The 18,594-nt window shown below is 64.6% G+C and carries 16 protein-coding genes; 13 read left to right on the top strand and 3 right to left on the bottom strand.

Annotation, left to right across the window (positions count from 1 at the left end):
* Positions 1-183 precede the first annotated feature (183 nt).
* The 3 genes from HBH1_RS06405 (at position 184) to HBH1_RS06395 (ending at position 2,717) form a co-directional block, all read left to right on the top strand.
* Entirely contained in the window at positions 184-927 is a 744-nt protein-coding gene (locus tag HBH1_RS06405; RefSeq protein WP_102662038.1) for an SDR family NAD(P)-dependent oxidoreductase, read from the top strand.
* Between the two features lie 18 nt (positions 928-945).
* On the top strand, positions 946-1,659 hold the full coding sequence (locus HBH1_RS06400) for a FadR/GntR family transcriptional regulator (protein WP_006463049.1): 714 nt from the start codon (positions 946-948) through the stop codon (positions 1,657-1,659).
* Positions 1,660-2,048: 389 nt separating this feature from the next.
* Entirely contained in the window at positions 2,049-2,717 is a 669-nt protein-coding gene (locus HBH1_RS06395) for a response regulator transcription factor (RefSeq protein ID WP_158243279.1), read from the top strand.
* 54 nt (positions 2,718-2,771) lie between these two features.
* Here the strand turns inward: HBH1_RS06395 and HBH1_RS06390 are convergent, their stop codons facing one another.
* Positions 2,772-3,707, bottom strand: a complete 936-nt coding sequence (locus HBH1_RS06390; protein ID WP_102662036.1) for a LysR family transcriptional regulator — start codon at positions 3,705-3,707, stop codon at positions 2,772-2,774.
* 120 nt (positions 3,708-3,827) lie between these two features.
* On the opposite strand from HBH1_RS06390, the gene HBH1_RS06385 reads away from it, so the two are divergent.
* The 7 genes from HBH1_RS06385 to HBH1_RS06355 all read left to right on the top strand — a co-directional run bounded on the left by HBH1_RS06385 (position 3,828) and on the right by HBH1_RS06355 (position 12,129).
* Positions 3,828-5,267 (top strand): NAD-dependent succinate-semialdehyde dehydrogenase, encoded by a 1,440-nt coding sequence (locus HBH1_RS06385; RefSeq protein ID WP_102662035.1) that lies wholly within the window; start codon positions 3,828-3,830, stop codon positions 5,265-5,267.
* A gap of 49 nt (positions 5,268-5,316) precedes the next feature.
* Positions 5,317-5,655, top strand: coding sequence for a carboxymuconolactone decarboxylase family protein (locus tag HBH1_RS06380; RefSeq protein ID WP_102662034.1), 339 nt, complete (start codon positions 5,317-5,319; stop codon positions 5,653-5,655).
* Positions 5,656-5,732: 77 nt separating this feature from the next.
* Positions 5,733-6,713: an NAD(P)H-quinone oxidoreductase gene (locus tag HBH1_RS06375; protein ID WP_102662033.1), complete on the top strand. Its 981-nt coding sequence runs from the start codon at positions 5,733-5,735 to the stop codon at positions 6,711-6,713.
* Positions 6,714-6,896: 183 nt separating this feature from the next.
* Positions 6,897-7,403, top strand: coding sequence for a (2Fe-2S)-binding protein (locus HBH1_RS06370; protein ID WP_102662032.1), 507 nt, complete (start codon positions 6,897-6,899; stop codon positions 7,401-7,403).
* On the top strand, positions 7,400-9,664 hold the full coding sequence (locus HBH1_RS06365) for a xanthine dehydrogenase family protein molybdopterin-binding subunit (protein ID WP_102662031.1): 2,265 nt from the start codon (positions 7,400-7,402) through the stop codon (positions 9,662-9,664). Before HBH1_RS06370 ends, HBH1_RS06365 begins: the two co-directional genes overlap by 4 nt.
* Positions 9,661-10,965 (top strand): c-type cytochrome, encoded by a 1,305-nt coding sequence (locus HBH1_RS06360; protein ID WP_102662030.1) that lies wholly within the window; start codon positions 9,661-9,663, stop codon positions 10,963-10,965. The genes HBH1_RS06365 and HBH1_RS06360 overlap by 4 nt, the downstream gene beginning before the upstream one ends.
* Positions 10,966-11,190: 225 nt before the next feature.
* Positions 11,191-12,129 carry a LysR family transcriptional regulator gene (locus HBH1_RS06355; protein ID WP_102662029.1) on the top strand — a complete coding sequence of 313 codons (939 nt, stop codon included), beginning with the start codon at positions 11,191-11,193 and terminating at the stop codon, positions 12,127-12,129.
* Between the two features lie 111 nt (positions 12,130-12,240).
* Here HBH1_RS06355 and HBH1_RS06350 read toward each other — a convergent pair whose 3' ends face one another.
* Complete coding sequence (locus HBH1_RS06350) at positions 12,241-12,768, bottom strand: hypothetical protein (RefSeq protein WP_102662028.1); 528 nt, start codon at positions 12,766-12,768, stop codon at positions 12,241-12,243.
* Positions 12,769-13,314: 546 nt separating this feature from the next.
* Here HBH1_RS06350 and HBH1_RS06345 point away from each other — a divergent pair.
* Positions 13,315-13,719: a response regulator gene (locus HBH1_RS06345; RefSeq protein WP_006463037.1), complete on the top strand. Its 405-nt coding sequence runs from the start codon at positions 13,315-13,317 to the stop codon at positions 13,717-13,719.
* Positions 13,720-13,722: 3 nt separating this feature from the next.
* Here the strand turns inward: HBH1_RS06345 and HBH1_RS06340 are convergent, their stop codons facing one another.
* Positions 13,723-14,655, bottom strand: a complete 933-nt coding sequence (locus tag HBH1_RS06340) for a LysR family transcriptional regulator (RefSeq protein WP_102662027.1) — start codon at positions 14,653-14,655, stop codon at positions 13,723-13,725.
* A 112-nt stretch (positions 14,656-14,767) separates the two neighbouring features.
* Between HBH1_RS06340 and HBH1_RS06335 the strand changes: the two genes are divergently transcribed.
* A complete protein-coding gene (locus HBH1_RS06335) occupies positions 14,768-15,886 on the top strand; it encodes an alkene reductase (protein ID WP_102662026.1) in 1,119 nt (372 codons plus the stop codon).
* A gap of 85 nt (positions 15,887-15,971) precedes the next feature.
* Positions 15,972-18,542, top strand: coding sequence for a putative bifunctional diguanylate cyclase/phosphodiesterase (locus HBH1_RS06330; RefSeq protein ID WP_102662025.1), 2,571 nt, complete (start codon positions 15,972-15,974; stop codon positions 18,540-18,542).
* Positions 18,543-18,594 lie beyond the last annotated feature (52 nt).

Genomic DNA, 18,594 nt, shown 5'->3' with positions numbered 1-18,594 from the left:
TGTCTGATAAACTTTTAATCCTGTCTGACAAGTTGTGCAGCGATTCTACAGAGCGAATTTTGTGATGTCAACAACCCCTGCCTCTGCATCCCGGACAGATGAGCGACCTTGCATTACGCCTGGAAAGCCACGTCCAGCAAGGCTTACAGGACGAAGCACCAATACAGAAAAACAGGAGACCCCATGATTGCATTCACCGACAAGACCTTTTTCATTACCGGTGCCGGCGGTGGCATCGCCCGCGCAACCGCCTTGCTGACTGCCCGGCATGGCGCCAACCTGGCCCTGGCCGACATCGACCTCCAGGCCCTGGCTTCGCTCAAGGAAGAGATCCTTGGCATCGCCCCCGGCGCACAGATCAGCCTGCACCAGCTGGACGTGGCCGATGCCCAGGCCTGCCGCCAGGCGGCCGATGCCTGCGCCCGCGCCCATGGCGGGATTGACCACCTGATCCACTCGGCCGGCATCTATCCCGAAAAGCGCGTGGCGGAGATGACAGAAGAAGAATGGCGGCGCCTCATGGCGATCAACCTGGACGGCACCTTCCATATCTGCCAGGCCGTCATCGCCTATCTGCGCGAGGACAGCTCGATCGTCAACCTCGCTTCGCTGGCCGCACAGCGCGGCAGCTACGCGCATGCGCACTACGCGGCGGCCAAGGGCGCGGTGATCAGCTTCTCGCGCAGCCTGGCGCTGGAGCTGGCCCCCAAAACGCGGGTCAACGCAGTATCTCCGGGTATCATTGCCACTCCGATGACCCGGGAACTGCTGGCCAGCAAGGGGCCGATGCTACTGCAAAACACGCCCCTCGGCCGCCTGGGAACTGCGGAAGAAGTGGCCGGCTCGATTGCCTTCCTGTGCTCTCCCCTGGCCTCATTCATCACCGGAGAGACACTGCAGGTCAACGGCGGTCTGTACATCAATTAATCCAGCTGCAATCCACCCATGAAAACCGCGACACAGCGCTTGCCCACGCAATCCCTTACCGAAGAGATTGTTGAATGGATTAATGAAGAAATCCGCGAGCAGCGGCTCAAACCGGGCGACAAGCTGCCCAGCGAAAAACAGCTGGGCGAGCAATTCTCGGTGAGCCGCTCGGTCGTGCGCGAAGCCCTGTCCCAGCTGAAATCGGAAGGCATCGTCAATGCCCAGCAGGGACGCGGCGCCTTCGTCAACGAGCGCGGCTCACGCCAGGCCTTCCGCTTCGAGGCGGCGGCCCTCAACGATGCCGAGGGACTGGAACACGTCATCGAACTGCTGGTGACGCTGGAGACCGCCGCTGCCCGCTATGCGGCCATCCGCCGCACGCCGGAAGACCTCAAGAAGATCAAGAAGGCCCTGGTCGGGATGGAGTACGCCATCATCAATGACAAGCTGGGGGACGAGGAGGATTTTGCCTTCCACCAGGCCATCGTCGACTCGACCAAGAATCCGCACTTCTGCATGCTCAACGAGTATCTGGAACAGCACGTCAGAAGACTGATCCGCCAGGCCCGCAGCAACACCGCGACGAACTACAACAATCTGATCCAGGCCGTGCAGGACGAGCACAAGGCCATCCTCCAGGCCATCGAAGACAAGGACCCGGTCGCCGCGGCAATTGCCGCAGAAACGCATCTGCGCAATGCGGCAAAGCGGCTGAACAAGTACCTGAGCTGAGCCGGTTGGAAAATCTGTGGCATCGCCACATAAAAAAAGACCGCCCGTCGGAAATCACGACGGGCGGCTGAACGCCAGAGGGAGTACTGGCGGGAGTCGACAACAACAACAACAACAGGGAACGTCAGAGACCGGAGACTTCATCTCGGACAGGCATCAGTGTTGCAAATCCTCGCATCAGACGTCTAGCTATACCAAAGGATGGGTCACCCCATACCAGCGATAGCCTCCCCCCGCCGGGAGGGGCAGACACCCCGATTTGTGCGTCCCGCGCAAAACGGTTGATGGCCGCAGGCAGCTTATCGAAGTGCACCGCCTGTCTTAAGCTGCGCTCCAGATCAAGCCGCCACGTCAGGCGGCGCCTCCCCCTTTCTCCTCGCAGGTCGCCCGTGCGTCTGAATATCCATGTCATCGATGACGATGAAAAATCCCTCCGTGCCATCCGCTCTTCGCTCAAGGGCCAGGGGCAGCACTGGCAAGTCCATTTTCATGCGGACGAGGCCGATTATCTGAACAGGCGCAAGGCCGACGCGCCCTCCTGCCTGATCCTGGAACTGAAGCTGGCCGGAGTCGACGGGCTGGACTTCCAGCAGCGTCTGCGCAGTGCCGGGGAGGCGCCGACCATCATCTTCCTGACGGCGCAGGGCAGCATTCCCACCGTGGTCCAGGCGATGAAACAGGGGGCCGTCGAATTCCTGACCAAGCCGGTCAGGCCCACGGAGCTGCGCGCCGCGGTACAGCAGGCCGAAAAGATCGAATCGATACGCTGGAAGCAACGAGAGGAAATCCGGATGCGACGCCAGCAATTGGCGACGTTGACCCGGCGCGAGCGGGAAGTCTTTGCGCTGGTGGTGGCCGGCTACATGAACAAGGTCACTGCCGCGCTGCTGGAAATCAACGAAGGCACGGTCAAGATCCATCGCCGCCATCTGATGCGCAAGTTCTCCACGACCAGGCTGACCGAGCTGGTGCGGATCGCGGCAATGCTGGGCATCAAGCGTTCGGATGAATCTACGGACGACGATACCCGGCAGGAAAAACCGGGCAAGGCAGGCTGAGTCTGCGGTGTTTCCGCGCGCTATCAGCTGCGCTCAGGCAGCCTCGCGCACGTGCTAGTCCGCCACGCTGGCATTCACGGCCCAGCTCGGCGGCAATCCGATATGGGCGCGCAGCGTATCGAGCAGGACCGTCACCCGCGCCGGCGGTTGCCGCAGTGCGCGCAGGGCGTGGATGCCGGTCTGCGCACAGGCTTGCGCCGACCACTCCGGGAACAGCTGCACCAGCAGCCCGGCCTTGATGTCGGGGCCTACCACCCAGTCCGGCAGATAGCCGATTCCCATTCCCTCTCCCACTGCCAGGCGCATCGCTTCGAAGTCGTCGCAGGCGAACACCGGCTGGGCGCTCGCCGCCCGGGCCGGCTGGCCGAGCACATCGGCCCAGCCCAGCAGATCGGCGCCATGCATCTTGTCGACCAGCCGATGGCAGGCCAGGTCGGCAATGGAGGCCGGCGTGCCGGCACGAGTCAGGTACTGCGGGCTGGCGCAGAGGATACGGGTCTGGGTGGCGATGCGGGTGCCGATCAGGGTGCTGTCGGCCATGTCGCCGATGCGGATGACCAGGTCCAGTCGCTCCGCCACCGGGTCGGCCAGGCGTTCGGTCAAGTCCAGCTCAAGGCGCAGATCGGGATACTGCCGCGCCATCCCCCCCATGGCCGGCAAAACATAGCGCTTGCCGAAAGTCGGGAAACAGGCCACGCGCAAGATTCCGGTCACCGCCCCCTTCATGGAGGCCAGCTCCTGCTGGGCATCCTCCAGCGAATCGAGAATCTGTCTGGCCCGCACCAGCAGGGCCTCGCCGGCATCGGTGAGCGTGAGCAGGCGGGTCGACCGCAGGAACAGGGGCGTGTCGAGATAGGCTTCCAGGGTGTCGATCTGGCGCCCGATGGCCGATGGCGTGCGGCCACGACGACGACCGGCGCCGGAGAAGCTGCCCTCCCTTGCCACATCGGCGAAGACGCCGAGAAATTCCGCGAATTTTTCTGACTGCATTTGTGCGTTCCTTGCATAGCCATTGTGGGCCGGCTCGGTCTTATCAAGCACCGGCCCCGGTTTTAATCTTCTTCCTGCAGCAAGTCCACATGCTACCGAATCCCCTTCAGGAAGAACATCATGCAAAAGTTTAGTTACGACCCGCTCTACCTCTTCATCAATGGCAACTGGCTGGAAGCCGGCCAGCGCGATACCGTGCCCGTCATCAATCCCGCCACCGGTACCGCCCTGGGCCGCCTGCCCATGGCCGGCGCTGCCGACCTCGACCTGGCACTGGCCGCCGCCACTCCGGCCTTCGACGTCTGGCGCCACACTGCTCCCGAGCAGCGCGCCCGGGTGCTCAAGGATGCCGCAGCGCTGATGCGCGAACGCAGCGAGCACATCGCCACCCTGATGACACTGGAAGAAGGCAAGGCCCTCACCGAAAGCCGCGACGAAGTCCTGCGCGCAGCCGACTACTTCGAATGGTTCGCCGAAGAGGCACGTCGCATCGATGGCCGGGTGGTGCCGGCCAACCGCCCGGGCGTGCAGCAGCTGGTCAAGCGCCAGGCCATCGGCCCGGTAGCAGCCTTCACTCCCTGGAATTTCCCGGCCATCACTCCAGCCCGCAAGCTGTCGGCCGCGCTGGCGGCCGGCTGCAGCGTGATCCTCAAGCCCGGCGAGGAAAGCCCGGCCACCGCACTGGCCCTGGCCCGCTGCCTGGATGACGCCGGTCTGCCCAAGGGCGTGCTGCAGATCGTGTTCGGCGTGCCGGACCAGGTGTCGGCGCATCTGATTGCCTCCCCTGTCATCCGCAAGGTGGCCTTCACCGGCTCGGTCCCGGTGGGGCGCCTGCTCTCGCAACGGGCCGCCGCCGGCGTCAAGCCCATCACCCTGGAACTGGGTGGTCACGGTCCGGTGCTGGTGTTCGAAGACGCCGACATCGATGCCGCCGCCGCAGGCGGTGCCGCCAACCGCTTCCGCGGGACCGGCCAGATCTGCATCTCCTCGACCCGCTTCCTGGTTCAGCGTAGCGTCTACGCACGCTTTGCCGAGCAATTCGTGGCGGCCACCCGCAAGCTGGTGGTGGGCGACGGCATGGACCCGGCCACCCAGGTCGGCCCTCTGGCCAATCCGCGCCAGCTGGAAAAGATGGAAGCCCTGGTCGCCGATGCCGTGGCACAGGGCGCCAAGGTCTTGACCGGCGGCAAGCGCATCGACCGCCCTGGCTATTTCTTTGCACCCACGGTCCTGGCCGAGGTGCCGATGAGCGCCCGCGTCATGCACGAAGAGCCCTTCGGCCCGATCGCCGTGCTGCGCCCCTTCGAGCAGCTGGAGGACGCCCTGGCCGAGGCCAACCGCCTGCCCTATGCGCTCTCGGCCTATGCCTTTACCCGCGACGCCCGCACCGTGCTGGACGTCGGCGATGGCCTGGAGGCCGGCATGATCGGCATCAACCAGTACCGCATCATCGCCACCGAACTGCCCTTCGGCGGCATGAAGGAAAGCGGCCACGGCTCCGAAGGGGGCATCGAGGGCATCAACCATTACCTGACCAACAAGTTCATCAGCCAGGCCTGAAACCACACGGATTCGCGGATCAGCGGATCAATACGACCAAGGAAGCATCATGACCCCCATCGATTTCAGCAGCCCCCGCGCCGCAGCCCGGGCCTTCACGCCGAAGCTGTCGGATCTGGTCGAGGCGCCACTCTACGCCGAAGTCTGGAATGACAGCGACCTCGCCCCGCGCGACCGCAGTCTCATCACCATCGCCTGCCTGATCGCGATGAACCACGCCAACGAATTACCCGCCCACCTGCACCGGGGCATCCAGAACGGCCTGACCCGGACCGAGCTGAGCGCCGCCATCACGCATCTGGCCTTCTACGCCGGCTTCCCGGCAGCCATCACGGCATCGGCCTATGCCAATGCGGCCCTGTCCAGGCAGGACGACGCAAGCGCCTGAACCGGGTGATGCGCCGTGATGGATTCACGGCGCCACTTCCCACCTTTCCACTCCTGAACATAGAAAGAACCACCACCATGAAAGCCATCCTCTTTGAACAATTCGGCGCTGCCGACGTCCTGAAAATCGGCGACGCCCCCGACCCCGTGCTGCGCCCAACCGACCTGCTGGTGCGCACCCATGCCGCCGGCGTCAATCGCGCCGATCTGACCCACCGTCGCGGTGGCTACGGCTGGCCCGACTTCGGCGACTCCACCATCATGGGCCTGGAAATCGCCGGTGAAGTCGTCGCCGTGGGGAGTGAAGTGACGGGCTACCAGGTGGGCGACCGCGTCATGGGCATCGTCGGCGGTGGCGCCTATGCCGAGATGGCGCGCATCGATTACCGCATGGCCATGCCCATCCCCGAGGGCCTGGACTATGTCCAGGCGGCGGCCATCACCGAAGTCTTCGTCACGGCGCATGAAGCGCTCATCCACCTGGGCAAGCTGGAGCCGGGCGAAACCGTACTGGTGCATGCCGGCGCAGGCGGCGTGGGCGGCGCGGCAGTTCAGTTGGCCCATGCGGTGGGCGCCACTGTCATCACCACTGCCCAAGCCAGCGCCCATGCGCTGGTCCGCAAGATGGGGGCCGACCACGCCATCGACTACCAGACCGAAGACTTCGCCGAAGTGGTCGCCAGGCTGACCGACAATCGCGGCGCGAACCTCATTCTCGACTTCATCGGCGCGCCCTATTTCGAGCGCAACGTGAACTCCCTGGACTTTGGTGGACGCATGGTGCAGATCGGCATCATGGGCGGCATCGAAAACGCCCGCATTCCGCTGGATCGCCTGCTCTATCGTCACCTGCAGATCATCGGCACGGTCATGAAGTCGCGTTCGCAAGAGGTCAAGCACGCCATGTCGCGCCGCTTCAAGGAGCGCTGGCTGTCGCAGTTCGGCAAGGACGGCCTGAACCCGGTCATCGACAGCGTTTATCCGCTGGCCCAGGCCGGCGCCGCCCAGCAGCGCATGGAAGATGGCCTGAATGTGGGCAAGATCGTGCTGACCATGTAAGGCGCCCCGGCCGCTGCGTGCATGCCGTCCTGCATTCACACACGTGGGCAGGTATGCAGGTGTACAGGTGTACGCACACGCAGCGGCCGCCATGCGGTTTAACACCTTTGTATAGTTATCGCCCTCTTCCATCGTTGCTACCCTGCGTAGCGGTCAGTCGGACCTATTTCCCGGAGTCTCCCCATGTCTTTTACGCTCAAGGTCAACGGCCACCCGCACACGGTGGCCATCGCTGGCGACACCCCGCTGCTGTGGGTGCTCCGTGATGTGATCGGAATGACTGGCACCAAATTCGGATGCGGCATCGCCCAGTGTGGCGCCTGCACGGTCCACCTGGATGGCGATCCGGTGCGCTCCTGCGTGCTGCCGGTGTCTGCCGTTGGCGGCCGCCAGGTCACCACCATCGAAGCAATTGACCAGACCCCCACCGGCAAGCGCATCCAGGATGCCTGGCTGGCCGTGGACGTGGTCCAGTGCGGCTACTGCCAGTCCGGCCAGATCATGTCGGCGTCGGCACTGCTGGCGCGCAATCCCGCGCCCACCGACGACGACATCGATGCCGCGATGTCCGGCAATATCTGCCGCTGCGCCACCTACGTGCGCATTCGCGCGGCCATCAAACAAGCCGCCAGCGGCAAGATCGAGGTCACCCAGGCCATCCCCGTGAGCGCACCGGGAGGCCGCAAATGAGCCGCCCGAACAGCTTCTCGCCCAACCGTCGTCGCCTGCTCAAGGCGGCCGGCCTGTCGGTGGCCTTCAGCTGGCTGGGCGCGCCGCGTCAGGCGATGGCGCTGGTATCCCCGCATCGCCAGGCCGCCGACGCGGCGGCCGCGGTTGCCGACGGCGCCCCGGCCTTCGCCCCCAACGCCTTCATCCGCATCGACGCCGATGGCGCCATCCGCTTGGTCATGCCGATGGTCGAGATGGGCCAGGCCATCTACACCGGCTCCTGCATGCTGCTGGCTGAAGAACTGGATCTCGACCTGGACCAGATCCAGGTCGAACACGCGCCGCCCAGCGACGAACTCTATGGCATGAAGCTCCTCAAGGCGCAGATCACCGGCGGCTCCACCAGTACCCGCAGCACCTTCACCGAATTGCGCCAGGCCGGCGCCGTCGCCCGCACGCTGCTGGTGGCGGCTGCCGCCGCCAGATGGAAGGTACAGCCGTCCGCCTGCGTGGTCGAACGGGGCGTCATCCACCACCCACCATCGGGCCGCAGCCTCCGCTACGCCCAGGTCGCACAGGCCGCCGCCCGTCTGCCGGACCCGGGTGAGGTCAAGCTCAAGGACCCGGCGCAGTTCAGACTCATCGGCAAACCCATGGCGCGCCTGGATTCCGCTGACAAGGTCCGTGGCGTCACGCGATTCGGCATCGACGTGGCCGTGCCTGGCATGCGCATCGCCACCGTCAGGGCCTGCCCGACCTTCGGCGGCAAACTGGTCGGCGTCGACGACCGCGCGACGCGCGCCATTGCGGGCGTGATCGAGGTGCTTTGCATCGACAATGCGGTGGCGGTCGTGGCCACCAATTTCTGGGCCGCCAAACGCGGCATGGAAGTCCTGGACATCCAGTGGCAGCACGGCCCCAACGCCCGCCTCACCACCCGCGAACTGCGTGAAGACCTGGCCCGCAGCCAGGCCAACGGCCAGGCGATTGTCGGTCGTGAAGTGGGCAGCCGCCCCGCCGGCGAATTCATCCAGGCGACCTACAAGCTGCCCATGCTCGCGCATGCGACCATGGAACCACTGAATGCCACTGTACATGTACGCAGTGACCGCTGCGAGATCTGGGCCGGCACCCAGGTCCCCACCCGGGTGGTTGCCAACGCCGCCCGAATCACCGGGCTGCCGGTCGAACGGATCGTGTTGCACAGCCAGTATCTGGGAGGCGGTTTCGGCCGACGTCTGGAGAGTGACTACGTCGACCAGGCCGTGAGCTTCGCCCGGCTGCTGCCCTATCCGCTGAAGATCGTCTGGACCCGTGAAGAAGATATCCGCCATGACATCGTGCGACCGATGTATCACGACGTCATTTCCGCGGTGGTGGACAAGAACGGCATGCCGCTCTGGTACGGCGACCGCGTCTGCAGCGGCACCGTCCTGGGTCGCTGGCGTCCCGGTGGCATGCGCAAGAACGGCATGGACGGGGACGCCATCGAATGCGTGGCCGAGCTCCCCTATGCGATCGCCAGCATGAAGGTCGAATGGGTGCGTCACGACATGCCACCGGGCCTCCTCGTGGGCTGGTGGCGCGGGGTGGGCGCGCTGCACAACATCTTCATCGTGGAGAGCTTCTTCGATGAACTGGCGCACCGCGCCGGGCGCGACCCCGTGGAGTGGCGTCTGGCCCTGCTGAAGAACAACCCGCGTTCGACCGCGGTCCTGAAACTGGCCGCCGCCAAAATGGGCTGGGGCAGTTCGCAGCCCGTGCGGACCGCTTCTTCCAATCGTGCGGGCCGTGGCGTGGCCCTGGCCGAACCCTTCGGCACCCGGGTCTGTGCCATGGTCGATGTCGAGGTCACGCCGCAGGGCGAGGTGCAGTTGCGGCGTGCCGTGGTGGCGGTCGATTGCGGCATCGCCATCAATACCGGCTCCATCGAGGCCCAGATCCAGGGCGGACTGCTGTTCGGACTGAGCGCCGCGCTGTTCAACGAAATCACCCTGCGCGACGGGGCCATCGAACAAGGCAATTTCAATGATTACCGCATGCTCCGCATGAACGAAACGCCCGCCGTCGAGGTTCACATCGTCAACAGTACCGAAGCACCCGGCGGCATCGGCGAAGTCGGCACCGCCATTGCTGCGCCGGCCCTGACCAATGCCATCTACGCCGCCACCGGGGTGCGCCTGCGCGAGTTGCCGGTGCGCCGCGCTCTGCTGGCCCGGCCGCAGCATACGCTGCTGAAAACCTTCGACCTTGCACCATCCAACCCGGAGGCAGCAGCATGAAACGACTTCTCATGAGCGCCGCCCTGGTCGTCGTCGCCATCGGTGCGGCCGCCTATGCCTGCCTGGCACGACCCGAAGCGCCCGCCGGCCCGGCGCCGGTGGTCTACGGTGCGCCGGCCGATGCCGCGCGCATCCAGCGCGGCCAGTACCTGACCAAGGCCGCCGACTGCATCGCCTGCCACACGGTGGCGGGAGGCAAGCCCTTTGCCGGAGGCCTGGCCTTCCAGTTGCCGTTCGGCACGCTGTACTCTTCCAATATCACGGCCGACAAGACGACCGGCATCGGCAACTGGAGCGACGACGACTTCGTGCGCGCACTGCACGAGGGCGTCCGCAAGGATGGCCAGCACCTCTACCCGGCCTTCCCCTATACCTCCTATACCCAGCTGAGCCGCGACGATGTCCTGGCCATCAAGGCCTATCTCTTCAGCCTGCCCACGGTCACCCAGGAAACCCGCAAGCCGGAGCTCTCCTTCCCCTTCAATCAGCGCTGGGCCATGGGTTTCTGGAATGCCGCCTTCTTCCGTAGCGAGCGCTTCAAGCCGGCGCCAGACAGGTCGCCCCAATGGAACACCGGCGCCTACCTCGCCATCGCCCTGGCGCACTGCACGGAATGTCATACACCACGCAATATCGGCTTCGCGCTCAACCAGGCCAGGGAACTCTCCGGTGCCGACGTCAACGGCTGGCACGCCCCCAATATCACTTCCGACCCGGTACACGGGATCGGTGCCTGGACCGACGCACAGCTGTACCAGTACCTGCGATCCGGCCATGCCGACGGGCGCGGCTCGGCCGGTGGGCCGATGGGTGAAGCAGTGGAAAACAGCCTGCAGTATCTCGACCCCAAGGATATCCAGGCCATCATGAGCTATCTGCGCAGCGTCGCCCCGCAGGTGGGCGACAAGCCGACCTCCATCAACGCCAGGCCACCGGCGGTGACGACTTCGATGGCCTATTCTCCCTCGCCGCAGACGCCGTCCCATCTGCAAGCCGGATTGAAACTGTTCGAAGCAAGTTGCGCCAGCTGCCATCAGTGGAACGGCCAGGGTCCGCAAACGCCTTACGCGGCCCTGCTCGGCGCGCGCTCGGTCAATGACCGCTCGGGACAGAACGTGGTACAGACCATCCTGCACGGCGCACGGATGCGGATAGGCGAACACGAGGTCTTCATGCCCGCCTTTGCTGCCGCACTCACTGACGACGAGGTTGCCCAGCTCAGCAACTACGTGATCTTCCAGTTTGGCGGCAAGCAGGGGACGGTCACCGCCGACATGGTCGCGCGCCAACGCCCGCACTGAGATCGCCTAGCCGCATCGGCTAGGGCTATCATCCCAAGGTCTTATTACCAAAGCCTGGCGCACGTGGCACTCTCTGGCACAACTGCACTACCCACCGGAGCCAACCGCCATGCCCCTCTTCAGCCAGGTCCTGCTCAGCGCCAGTCTGTCCTTGCCGATCCTGCGCCGCCATGGTGTGCGGGCCGCCCTCTCCCTCGGCCTGCGCCGTCGCTGAGGGGCCGCCATATGGATAAGCTGCTGGCCATGGAAGCCTTCGTTGCCGTCGTCGAGACCGGCAGCTTCGTCAGTGCCGTCGATGTGACGGGCCTGTCGAAACCCGCGGTGTCGCGCCACGTGTCGGAACTGGAGCAGTTCCTGGGCATACGTCTGCTTCACCGCACCACGCGCCGCCTCTCTCTCACTGAAGAAGGACGCGTCTACTTTGCCAAGAGCAAGGAGTTGCTGGGCGCCCTGCAGGATGTCGAGAACGAAGTGGGTCTGAGCTCGGACCAGGCAATCGGTCGGCTGCGGGTCTGCGCACCGCACGACTTCGGCGTCGAACAGCTGGCTCCGCTCTGGGGCAAGTTCGCCGAACAGTATCCCCGTATCGAACTCAACATCACCTTGTCCGACAAGACCACGGACCTGATCGAAGGCGGCTATGACATGGCCATCCGCATCGGCGCCATGGCCGACAGCCGGATGATCGCCAGGCCACTGGCGCCGGTGCGCATGAAGGTCTGCGCCTCGCCGGCATTGCTGCGGCAAGCCGGCGTGCCGTGCCACCCTTCCGACTTGCGCGAGTTCCCCTTCATTTCCTACAGCCTGCAATCCAACGGCGACGAATGGCACTTCTGCAATGCGCAGGGAGAAACCGCCATCGCCCGCATGCGTTCCAGCATGCAAGTCAACAACGGCGCCACCTGCCGGGCGATGGCCATCGGTGGAAGGGGCGTTGCGATCCAGCCGGATTTCATCGTCAACGCTGCGCTGGCCTCGGGTGAGCTGGTGGAACTGCTCCCCGACTGGTCCATCGGCCAGCACGACATGATGGCCCACGTCCTCTATCCGACGCGTGCCTATCTTCCGCCCAAGGTGCAGCGCCTGCGCGACTTCCTGGTCGAGGAATTTCGCACACCACCGTGGTGTCCCAAGGCGACCCGTCTGCGACTGGTGGCGCACTAGACACTACCGCGCCCTTATCGCTCAAGGGTCTTCCCCGCGTTCCGGCGTCACGGCGCTCTGACCCTGACGCATGGAGACCTTGAAACCGGAGAACTCTGAAGCGTTGGTATATCACTCCCGCGCAAACCGTTTCTGCCTGCTCCACAACGCCGTCAGTAAGGCCTGCAAGGCTGGCCAGGGGTGATTGGATGGATACAGGCAGCAAGTGGACACCCGGCCGTCGGAGGTTTCAATGCCGATATAGAGCCGTCGACCGTCGCGCAGATCGGCGCTGCGGTTGAACAATCCCTCGTCGGAAAAGAACAGGATGTGCGAGCAACGCGCCTCGATCACGATGCTGTCTGCTTCCTTGGCTCGCATTGCCCCCATTGCTTCCTTTGCGCTGCCCCCGAAGCAGGTGATCTCCTTGACCTCCTGCCGTTGCAGCAGGCCTTCGGCCACGTAGATTCTCCAGCGGGTCAGCGCCAGCGGGCGGACGCTCAGGTTGTGCAGGTAGATCTTGTTGCCCAGGCAGGACCCGCTTGATCTGCCCAGCCTGGCCACAAGGCGCCGACGCAGGCGCCAGAGGCCGGCCAGTTTGATCATGGCCATGATGATGGAAATCGCTGCCACCCATGCTGCGAGGGTATGGAGGTCCATAGTGCTCCGTTCGGAAGATGCATCTTGTTATTCTGTTTCACGACATCGCCCTGCGTTGACCTGCAGGCCGGCATCGCCGTGAACGCCCTGTATCCCCTGTCCCCCCCTTTACCCGAGGCTCAGGTTCCCGTCCGATCCAGCTCCTTAAAGACGCCGAATTGTCGCTGCACATTATGGCGTCCCCTCCCGCGACGCGATGTAGCACCATGGTATGGGAAAGCGCCCCCGTACGTCCCTGCGGCCAATGTGCATGCGTGCAAACTGACCCTGCCGGCCGGTGCAGCAGTACCAGCGCGCCATTGCGAGCGGCCAGCAGCCCCCTTGGCGCTGGCGTCTTAACACCTTCGTATGATTAACGCCTCCACGCTTCATTGCTAATCTGCGCAGCATCAGGGCAGGTATCGGGCAGGCAGCGGTGGCACATCACCGATGGCCTTCTTTTTTCGTCCGCCACAAGCCTGTTCCGCTTTCTGCCACCTCGACGTTTGCAGGTCTCGAAAAGCGGTATCACACCTGCCTGTCTTTTTTTGATTGAGGAGCCTGGCAATGGAAAAAATGGAACAGCATTTCCTGGTCGTCGACGATCTTTCCACCATCCGCCGCATGGTCATGGGCATATTGAAAGATCTGGAATACACCCGCATGGTCGATGCCGACGACGGCAGTTCGGCCTGGAAAATCCTGGAAGCAGGACAGGTGCCGGTGTCCTTTGTCATCACCGACTGGAACATGCCCACCATGGACGGGCTGGCCCTGCTGCGCAAGATTCGCGAAGAACCGCGGCTGGCCAAGCTGCCGGTGCTGATGATCACGTCCGAAGCCAGGAAGGAGAGCGTGGTCAGCGCCGCCGAGGCCGGTGCCGATGGCTACATCATCAAGCCCTTCAATGCCGCCACGCTCAATGACAAGATCCAGAAGATCGTGGCCCGGCGCGCACAGATGGCGGCCTGAGCCCTAAGCTTCCACCACCCCCGGGTGGGCCGACAACTGCTCCATCAGGAGGTCGATGAAAGCCTTGACCTTGACCGACCCGCGGCGGTTGGCCGGATACATGGCATGGATGCCGACCTCCATGGCACCGGGGTTGGCTTCGTAGTCCTCCAGCAGGGGAACCAGACGACCGGCCCGGATATCCTCGCCCACCAGCCAACGCGCCAGCATGACCACTCCACGGCCGCTCAAGGCCGCCTGCCGAAGCATCTCGGCATTGTTGGCGAAGAAATTGCCCTGCACGTTGATTTCCTCGATGTTGCCCTCGGCGTCGCCACGGCGACGAAAACGCCAGCCCCGGCGTGGCCCGTCGTAACTGAACTGCAGACAGGTATGCGCCAGCAGGTCGACCGGGCGCAGTACCGGGCCATGCTGGCCCAGATACTGCGGACTGGCGCAGATCACGCGCGCGTGCGTGGCCAGGCGGCGCGCGATCACGTTGGGCTGGTCGCCCACCGCACCGATGCGCACGGCCACATCGATGGACTCGTCGATCATGTTGCTCACGCCATCGCTCAATTGCAGCTCCAGCTGCAGCAGCGGGTAGCGGCGATGCAGCTCGCGGCAGACCGGCGCCAGGTAGAGCGTGCTGAAGGTGACCGGCGCGGTGACCTTCAATACGCCCTGCGGCTCCTGCTCCAGGGCGGCCGCGGCTAGGTCGGCCGATTCCAGGCGCTGCAGGATATCCACCACCCGTTCATAGAAGTCGCGGCCGCCTTCGGTCAGCGTCACACTGCGGGTGCTGCGCTGGAGCAGCTTGACCCCCAGCCGCTCTTCCAGCGCATCGACCAGCCTGAGCACGGACGACGGTGCCAGGTCCAACTGCCGTGCCGCCGCAGAAAACCCGGAAGTGTCGGCCACCGCCACAAATGCTTGCATTTCGGAAAATTTATTCATGAGCACCTTTGCGTTTTGCGCAAGAGCCTTCGCTAATCCCGGCATATTATCAGCGCCGGGCCACAACGCTACAGTGGGCGCTCCTTACATCGCAATCCCATCGGGGCTCACCATGAACGCACTTCTCCAGCCACTCAGCATCGGCCCGCTACACCTGTCCAACCGTATCGCCATGGCCCCGGTCACGCGCGCCCGGGCTGGCGCCAATGGCGTGCCCACCGCGCTCAATGCGCACTACTACCGCCAGCGTGCCTCGGCCGGCCTGATCATCGCCGAAGCCACCAATGTCTCGCCGATGTCGGCCGCCTTCGAAGACGCGCCTGGCATCCATCATCCCGACCAGGTGGCCGGCTGGAAGGACGTGGCCAGTGCGGTGCACGAAGCCGGTGGCAAACTCTTCGTCCAGTTGTGGCATGGCGGTCGCATCAGCACCTATGCCCTGCTCGATGGCGCCGCGCCACTCTCGCCGTCGGGGATGAACGACGACCTTGGCCTGCTGCAGGTCTACGGCGCCCTGCGCAACGGCTACTACACCCGCATCGCCGCCTCTCCTTCGCGGGCCATGAGCGTCGAGGAAATCCACGCCACCGTGCAGGAATTCCGCACCGCTGCGCGACATGCGGTACTGGCCGGCATCGACGGCGTGGAAATCCATGCCGCCAATGGCTACCTGCCGCAGCAGTTCCTGTCCTCCCACGTCAATCGACGGCAAGACCAGTTCGGCGGCAGCATCGAAAACCGCGCGCGCTTCCTGCGCCTGATCATCGAAGCCGTGCTGCAGGAAATGCCGGCCGTGCAGGTCGGGGTAAGGCTCTCGCCCTTCGCGTTGTACAACAACGCCATCGATGCCGATGCGGATGGCCCTGGCGACAGCGATACCCGCGCCACCTATGCCTACGTCGCGCAAATGCTCAATGGCTACGGCATCGGCTATCTGCATGCGGCCGATACCAATGCCTGGAGCGGCAACAAGGACATGCCGCGGATACTGGAGATCCTGCGTCCGCATTTCAAGGGCGTGCTGATCGCCAACGGTGGCCTGTCCTTCGAGCAAGCCGAGCAGCTGGTGGTCGCCGGCCAGGCCGACATGGTGGCTTTCGGCCGCCAGTACATCGCCAATCCCGATCTGGCCGCACGCATTGCGCAAGGCGGGCCGTTCAACGAGCCAGACCCCTTCACCTTCTATGGTGGCGACGACATCGGCTACACCGATTACCCCGCCCTGAACTGATCCGCGCCGCTGCAGCTGGCAGGCGCCGGTCTTCCCGCCGCCTGCGTCCAGCGTCGCCCCTTCCATCCTCGTCGGAGATGCCCCAATGAACCGCAACGCCCGCTGGCGCATGCAGAGCGCCCCGATTGCCCACACCATCGGCGCCACCGCCACCCACGCCGAGCAAGCGGCCCCCGCCGGCGCGGGCGGCAAGCTGCGCAAACCCAGGGGGCGCCCCTGGTTCAAGAAGATCAGCCGCAATGTGCGCGCCGCCAGGCTGGGGATTGCATCAGGTATGAGCTCGGGCATGACTGAGGATGGCGACCATGGCGCGCTGGCGCGGCTGCGGCGGTCCCTGCAGCAGGCCGACACGGCGCAACCGCATCTGGCGCTGGCGCACGTGGAAGATTGCCGGGGCTACCTGCGTGAGCTGATGCCGACCCTGCAGCAGCTGAGGGTGCGCCATCAGGGCAAGACCATCGAATTCCTCAACACCATCCTGACCCAGGCCCTGCACGACGTGGCCAGCATCATCGACGCCAGCATCGCGGCCGACCGCCGCCTGCTGGACCGCTACCGTAACTATGCCGAGCATATCTTCAACTACACGCCCAATGGCCTGTTGGTGATGGATGGACAATGCCGCATCCGCACCGCCAATCCGGTGATGCGGCGCATTCTCGGCCTGGGGGCCGATGTGCCGGTCGACGGCATGGCCTTGCCGGCCTTGTTCAAGGTGCCGGCGCTGTACGCCGCAGCCGGCGAAGTGCTTGCCAGCGGCGTACCACACCAGGGTATCAACCTGATCGATGACGCGGGCCATGAACGCTGCGGCCACTATCAGTTCGGACTCTCGCGCTTCGACGATGGCGATGAAGCACTCCTGCTGCTGGTGGCCCATGACATCGCCCGCGTGCTGGAAGCCAAGGCTGCCCTGGCCGACAGCGAAGAACGCTTTCGCCTGTCCTTCCACCAGGCGGCCGTGGGACTGGTCCACTTCGATGCCGCCGGCCGCATCCTGCGCAGCAACCGCAAGCTGCAGCAGGTGCTGGGCTACGATGCCAACGAGATGCAGCGCCTGAACCTGTGCGATCTGGCCGACCCGGATGAGGAGTGTGACCACGACCACATGACGCAACGCATCCTCAACGGTGAAATCCAGGATTATGTCAGCGAAAAGCGCTACGTGCGCAAGGATGGACAGTCGATCTGGGGCCAGGTGACGGTATCGTCCATGCGCGAGAGCAATGGTGAAGTCCACTTCATTGCCGCCATCGAAGACATCACCGAGCGCAAGGCCACCGAGTACCGCATGCGCCATCTGGCCAACCACGACCACCTCACCGGCCTGCCCAACCGCAGCCTGATGATGGACCGCCTGGACCTGGCCATCGCCCAGGCCCGTCTGGCCTCTGCGCCGCTCTCGTCCTCGCCCTCCTCCTCACCCCGGCACACGCTGGCGGTGCTGTTCATCGACCTGGACCGCTTCAAGACCATCAACGACAGCCTCGGCCACGACATCGGCGACCAGGTCATCGTCGAAGTGGCGCACCGGCTGCTGGCCTGCGTGCGCCCCGGCGACACGGTGGCGCGCCTGGGTGGCGACGAATTCGTGGTGGTGCTGGCCAACGCCGGCCAGCAGCGGCACATCGCCGCCGTCGCCGACCGCATCCTGGAAGCCATCTGCCAGCCCATGCTGCTGAACGGCCATGAGCTGTTCCTCGGCGGCAGCATCGGTATCAGCCTGTATGACCGCGACGGCAGCGACAGCGCCACCCTGCTCAAGAATGCCGACACGGCGATGTACCAGGCCAAGCAGGGCGGCAAGCGCCGCTATGTCTTCTACGCCAACGAAATGAGCAAGGACGCCCTGCAGTTCCTGCGCATGGATGCCGCCCTGCGGCGCGCGTTGGAGCGCCGGGAATTCCATCTGGTGTACCAGCCGCAGGTGAACATCGCCAGCGGTCGCATCATCGGCTTCGAGGCCCTGCTGCGCTGGCAGCCGCCGGGCGAGGCGGTGATTGCCCCGGACCAGTTCATCGGTCTGGCCGAAGAGACCGGACTCATCGTCCAGATCGGCGAGTGGGTGCTGGAAACCGCCTGTCGCCAGCTGGTCGCGTGGCAACGCGCCGGGCTTTGCCCGCAGGACATCAAGATGTCGGTCAATCTCTCGGCTACCCAGTTCCGACAGGACGACATGGTCGCGACGGTACAGCGCGTCCTGGCCACCACCCAGTGCCCGCCACACTGCCTGGTGCTGGAAATCACCGAGAGCGTCATCATGGATTCGCCCGAATCGACGGTGCAGATCCTCAATGCCCTGAGCGCCTTCGGCGTGCAGCTGGCGATCGACGATTTCGGCACCGGCTATTCCAGCCTCAGCTACCTGAAGCGCTTCCCCATCCATACCCTGAAGATCGACCGCAGCTTCATTCGCGATATCTCCATCGACGGCAACGATGCCGAGATCGTCAAGGCCGTCATCGCCCTGGCCCATGCCATGAACCGCAACATCGTGGCCGAAGGTGTGGAAGACAGCGTGCAGCTGGATTTCCTGCGCGACCACGGCTGCGACCAGGCCCAGGGCTACTTCTTCGGCAAAGGCATCGCACCCGAGGAAGCCGCCGCCCTGCTGTCGCGCCAGCAGTTGCCGCTGCATAGCGTGCGCGTGGCCTGACCTTGCCAGCACCTGCTTGTCCGCTCCCCCTCGTCCGTACCCTTGCCCCCTT

It is taken from the genome of Herbaspirillum sp. BH-1 (assembly GCF_002870055.1).
Classification (GTDB): Bacteria; Pseudomonadota; Gammaproteobacteria; order Burkholderiales; family Burkholderiaceae_D; genus Herbaspirillum; species Herbaspirillum frisingense.
The sequence above is the reverse complement of the archived record's forward strand: the minus strand, read 5'-3'. Positions and strand labels throughout refer to the sequence as shown.

What these genes read in the sequence shown, in the direction of transcription:
- HBH1_RS06365 (WP_102662031.1), top strand. Translation starts at nt 7,400, where the DNA reads ATGAGCCGCCCGAACAGCTTCTCGCCCAACCGTCGTCGCCTGCTCAAG.
- HBH1_RS06345 (WP_006463037.1), top strand. Translation starts at nt 13,315, where the DNA reads ATGGAAAAAATGGAACAGCATTTCCTGGTCGTCGACGATCTTTCCACC.
- HBH1_RS06380 (WP_102662034.1), top strand. Translation starts at nt 5,317, where the DNA reads ATGACCCCCATCGATTTCAGCAGCCCCCGCGCCGCAGCCCGGGCCTTC.
- HBH1_RS06355 (WP_102662029.1), top strand. Translation starts at nt 11,191, where the DNA reads ATGGATAAGCTGCTGGCCATGGAAGCCTTCGTTGCCGTCGTCGAGACC.
- HBH1_RS06400 (WP_006463049.1), top strand. Translation starts at nt 946, where the DNA reads ATGAAAACCGCGACACAGCGCTTGCCCACGCAATCCCTTACCGAAGAG.
- HBH1_RS06330 (WP_102662025.1), top strand. Translation starts at nt 15,972, where the DNA reads ATGAACCGCAACGCCCGCTGGCGCATGCAGAGCGCCCCGATTGCCCAC.
- HBH1_RS06335 (WP_102662026.1), top strand. Translation starts at nt 14,768, where the DNA reads ATGAACGCACTTCTCCAGCCACTCAGCATCGGCCCGCTACACCTGTCC.
- HBH1_RS06360 (WP_102662030.1), top strand. Translation starts at nt 9,661, where the DNA reads ATGAAACGACTTCTCATGAGCGCCGCCCTGGTCGTCGTCGCCATCGGT.
- HBH1_RS06370 (WP_102662032.1), top strand. Translation starts at nt 6,897, where the DNA reads ATGTCTTTTACGCTCAAGGTCAACGGCCACCCGCACACGGTGGCCATC.
- HBH1_RS06385 (WP_102662035.1), top strand. Translation starts at nt 3,828, where the DNA reads ATGCAAAAGTTTAGTTACGACCCGCTCTACCTCTTCATCAATGGCAAC.
- HBH1_RS06390 (WP_102662036.1), bottom strand. Translation starts at nt 3,707, where the DNA reads ATGCAGTCAGAAAAATTCGCGGAATTTCTCGGCGTCTTCGCCGATGTG.
- HBH1_RS06405 (WP_102662038.1), top strand. Translation starts at nt 184, where the DNA reads ATGATTGCATTCACCGACAAGACCTTTTTCATTACCGGTGCCGGCGGT.
- HBH1_RS06350 (WP_102662028.1), bottom strand. Translation starts at nt 12,768, where the DNA reads ATGGACCTCCATACCCTCGCAGCATGGGTGGCAGCGATTTCCATCATC.
- HBH1_RS06375 (WP_102662033.1), top strand. Translation starts at nt 5,733, where the DNA reads ATGAAAGCCATCCTCTTTGAACAATTCGGCGCTGCCGACGTCCTGAAA.
- HBH1_RS06340 (WP_102662027.1), bottom strand. Translation starts at nt 14,655, where the DNA reads ATGAATAAATTTTCCGAAATGCAAGCATTTGTGGCGGTGGCCGACACT.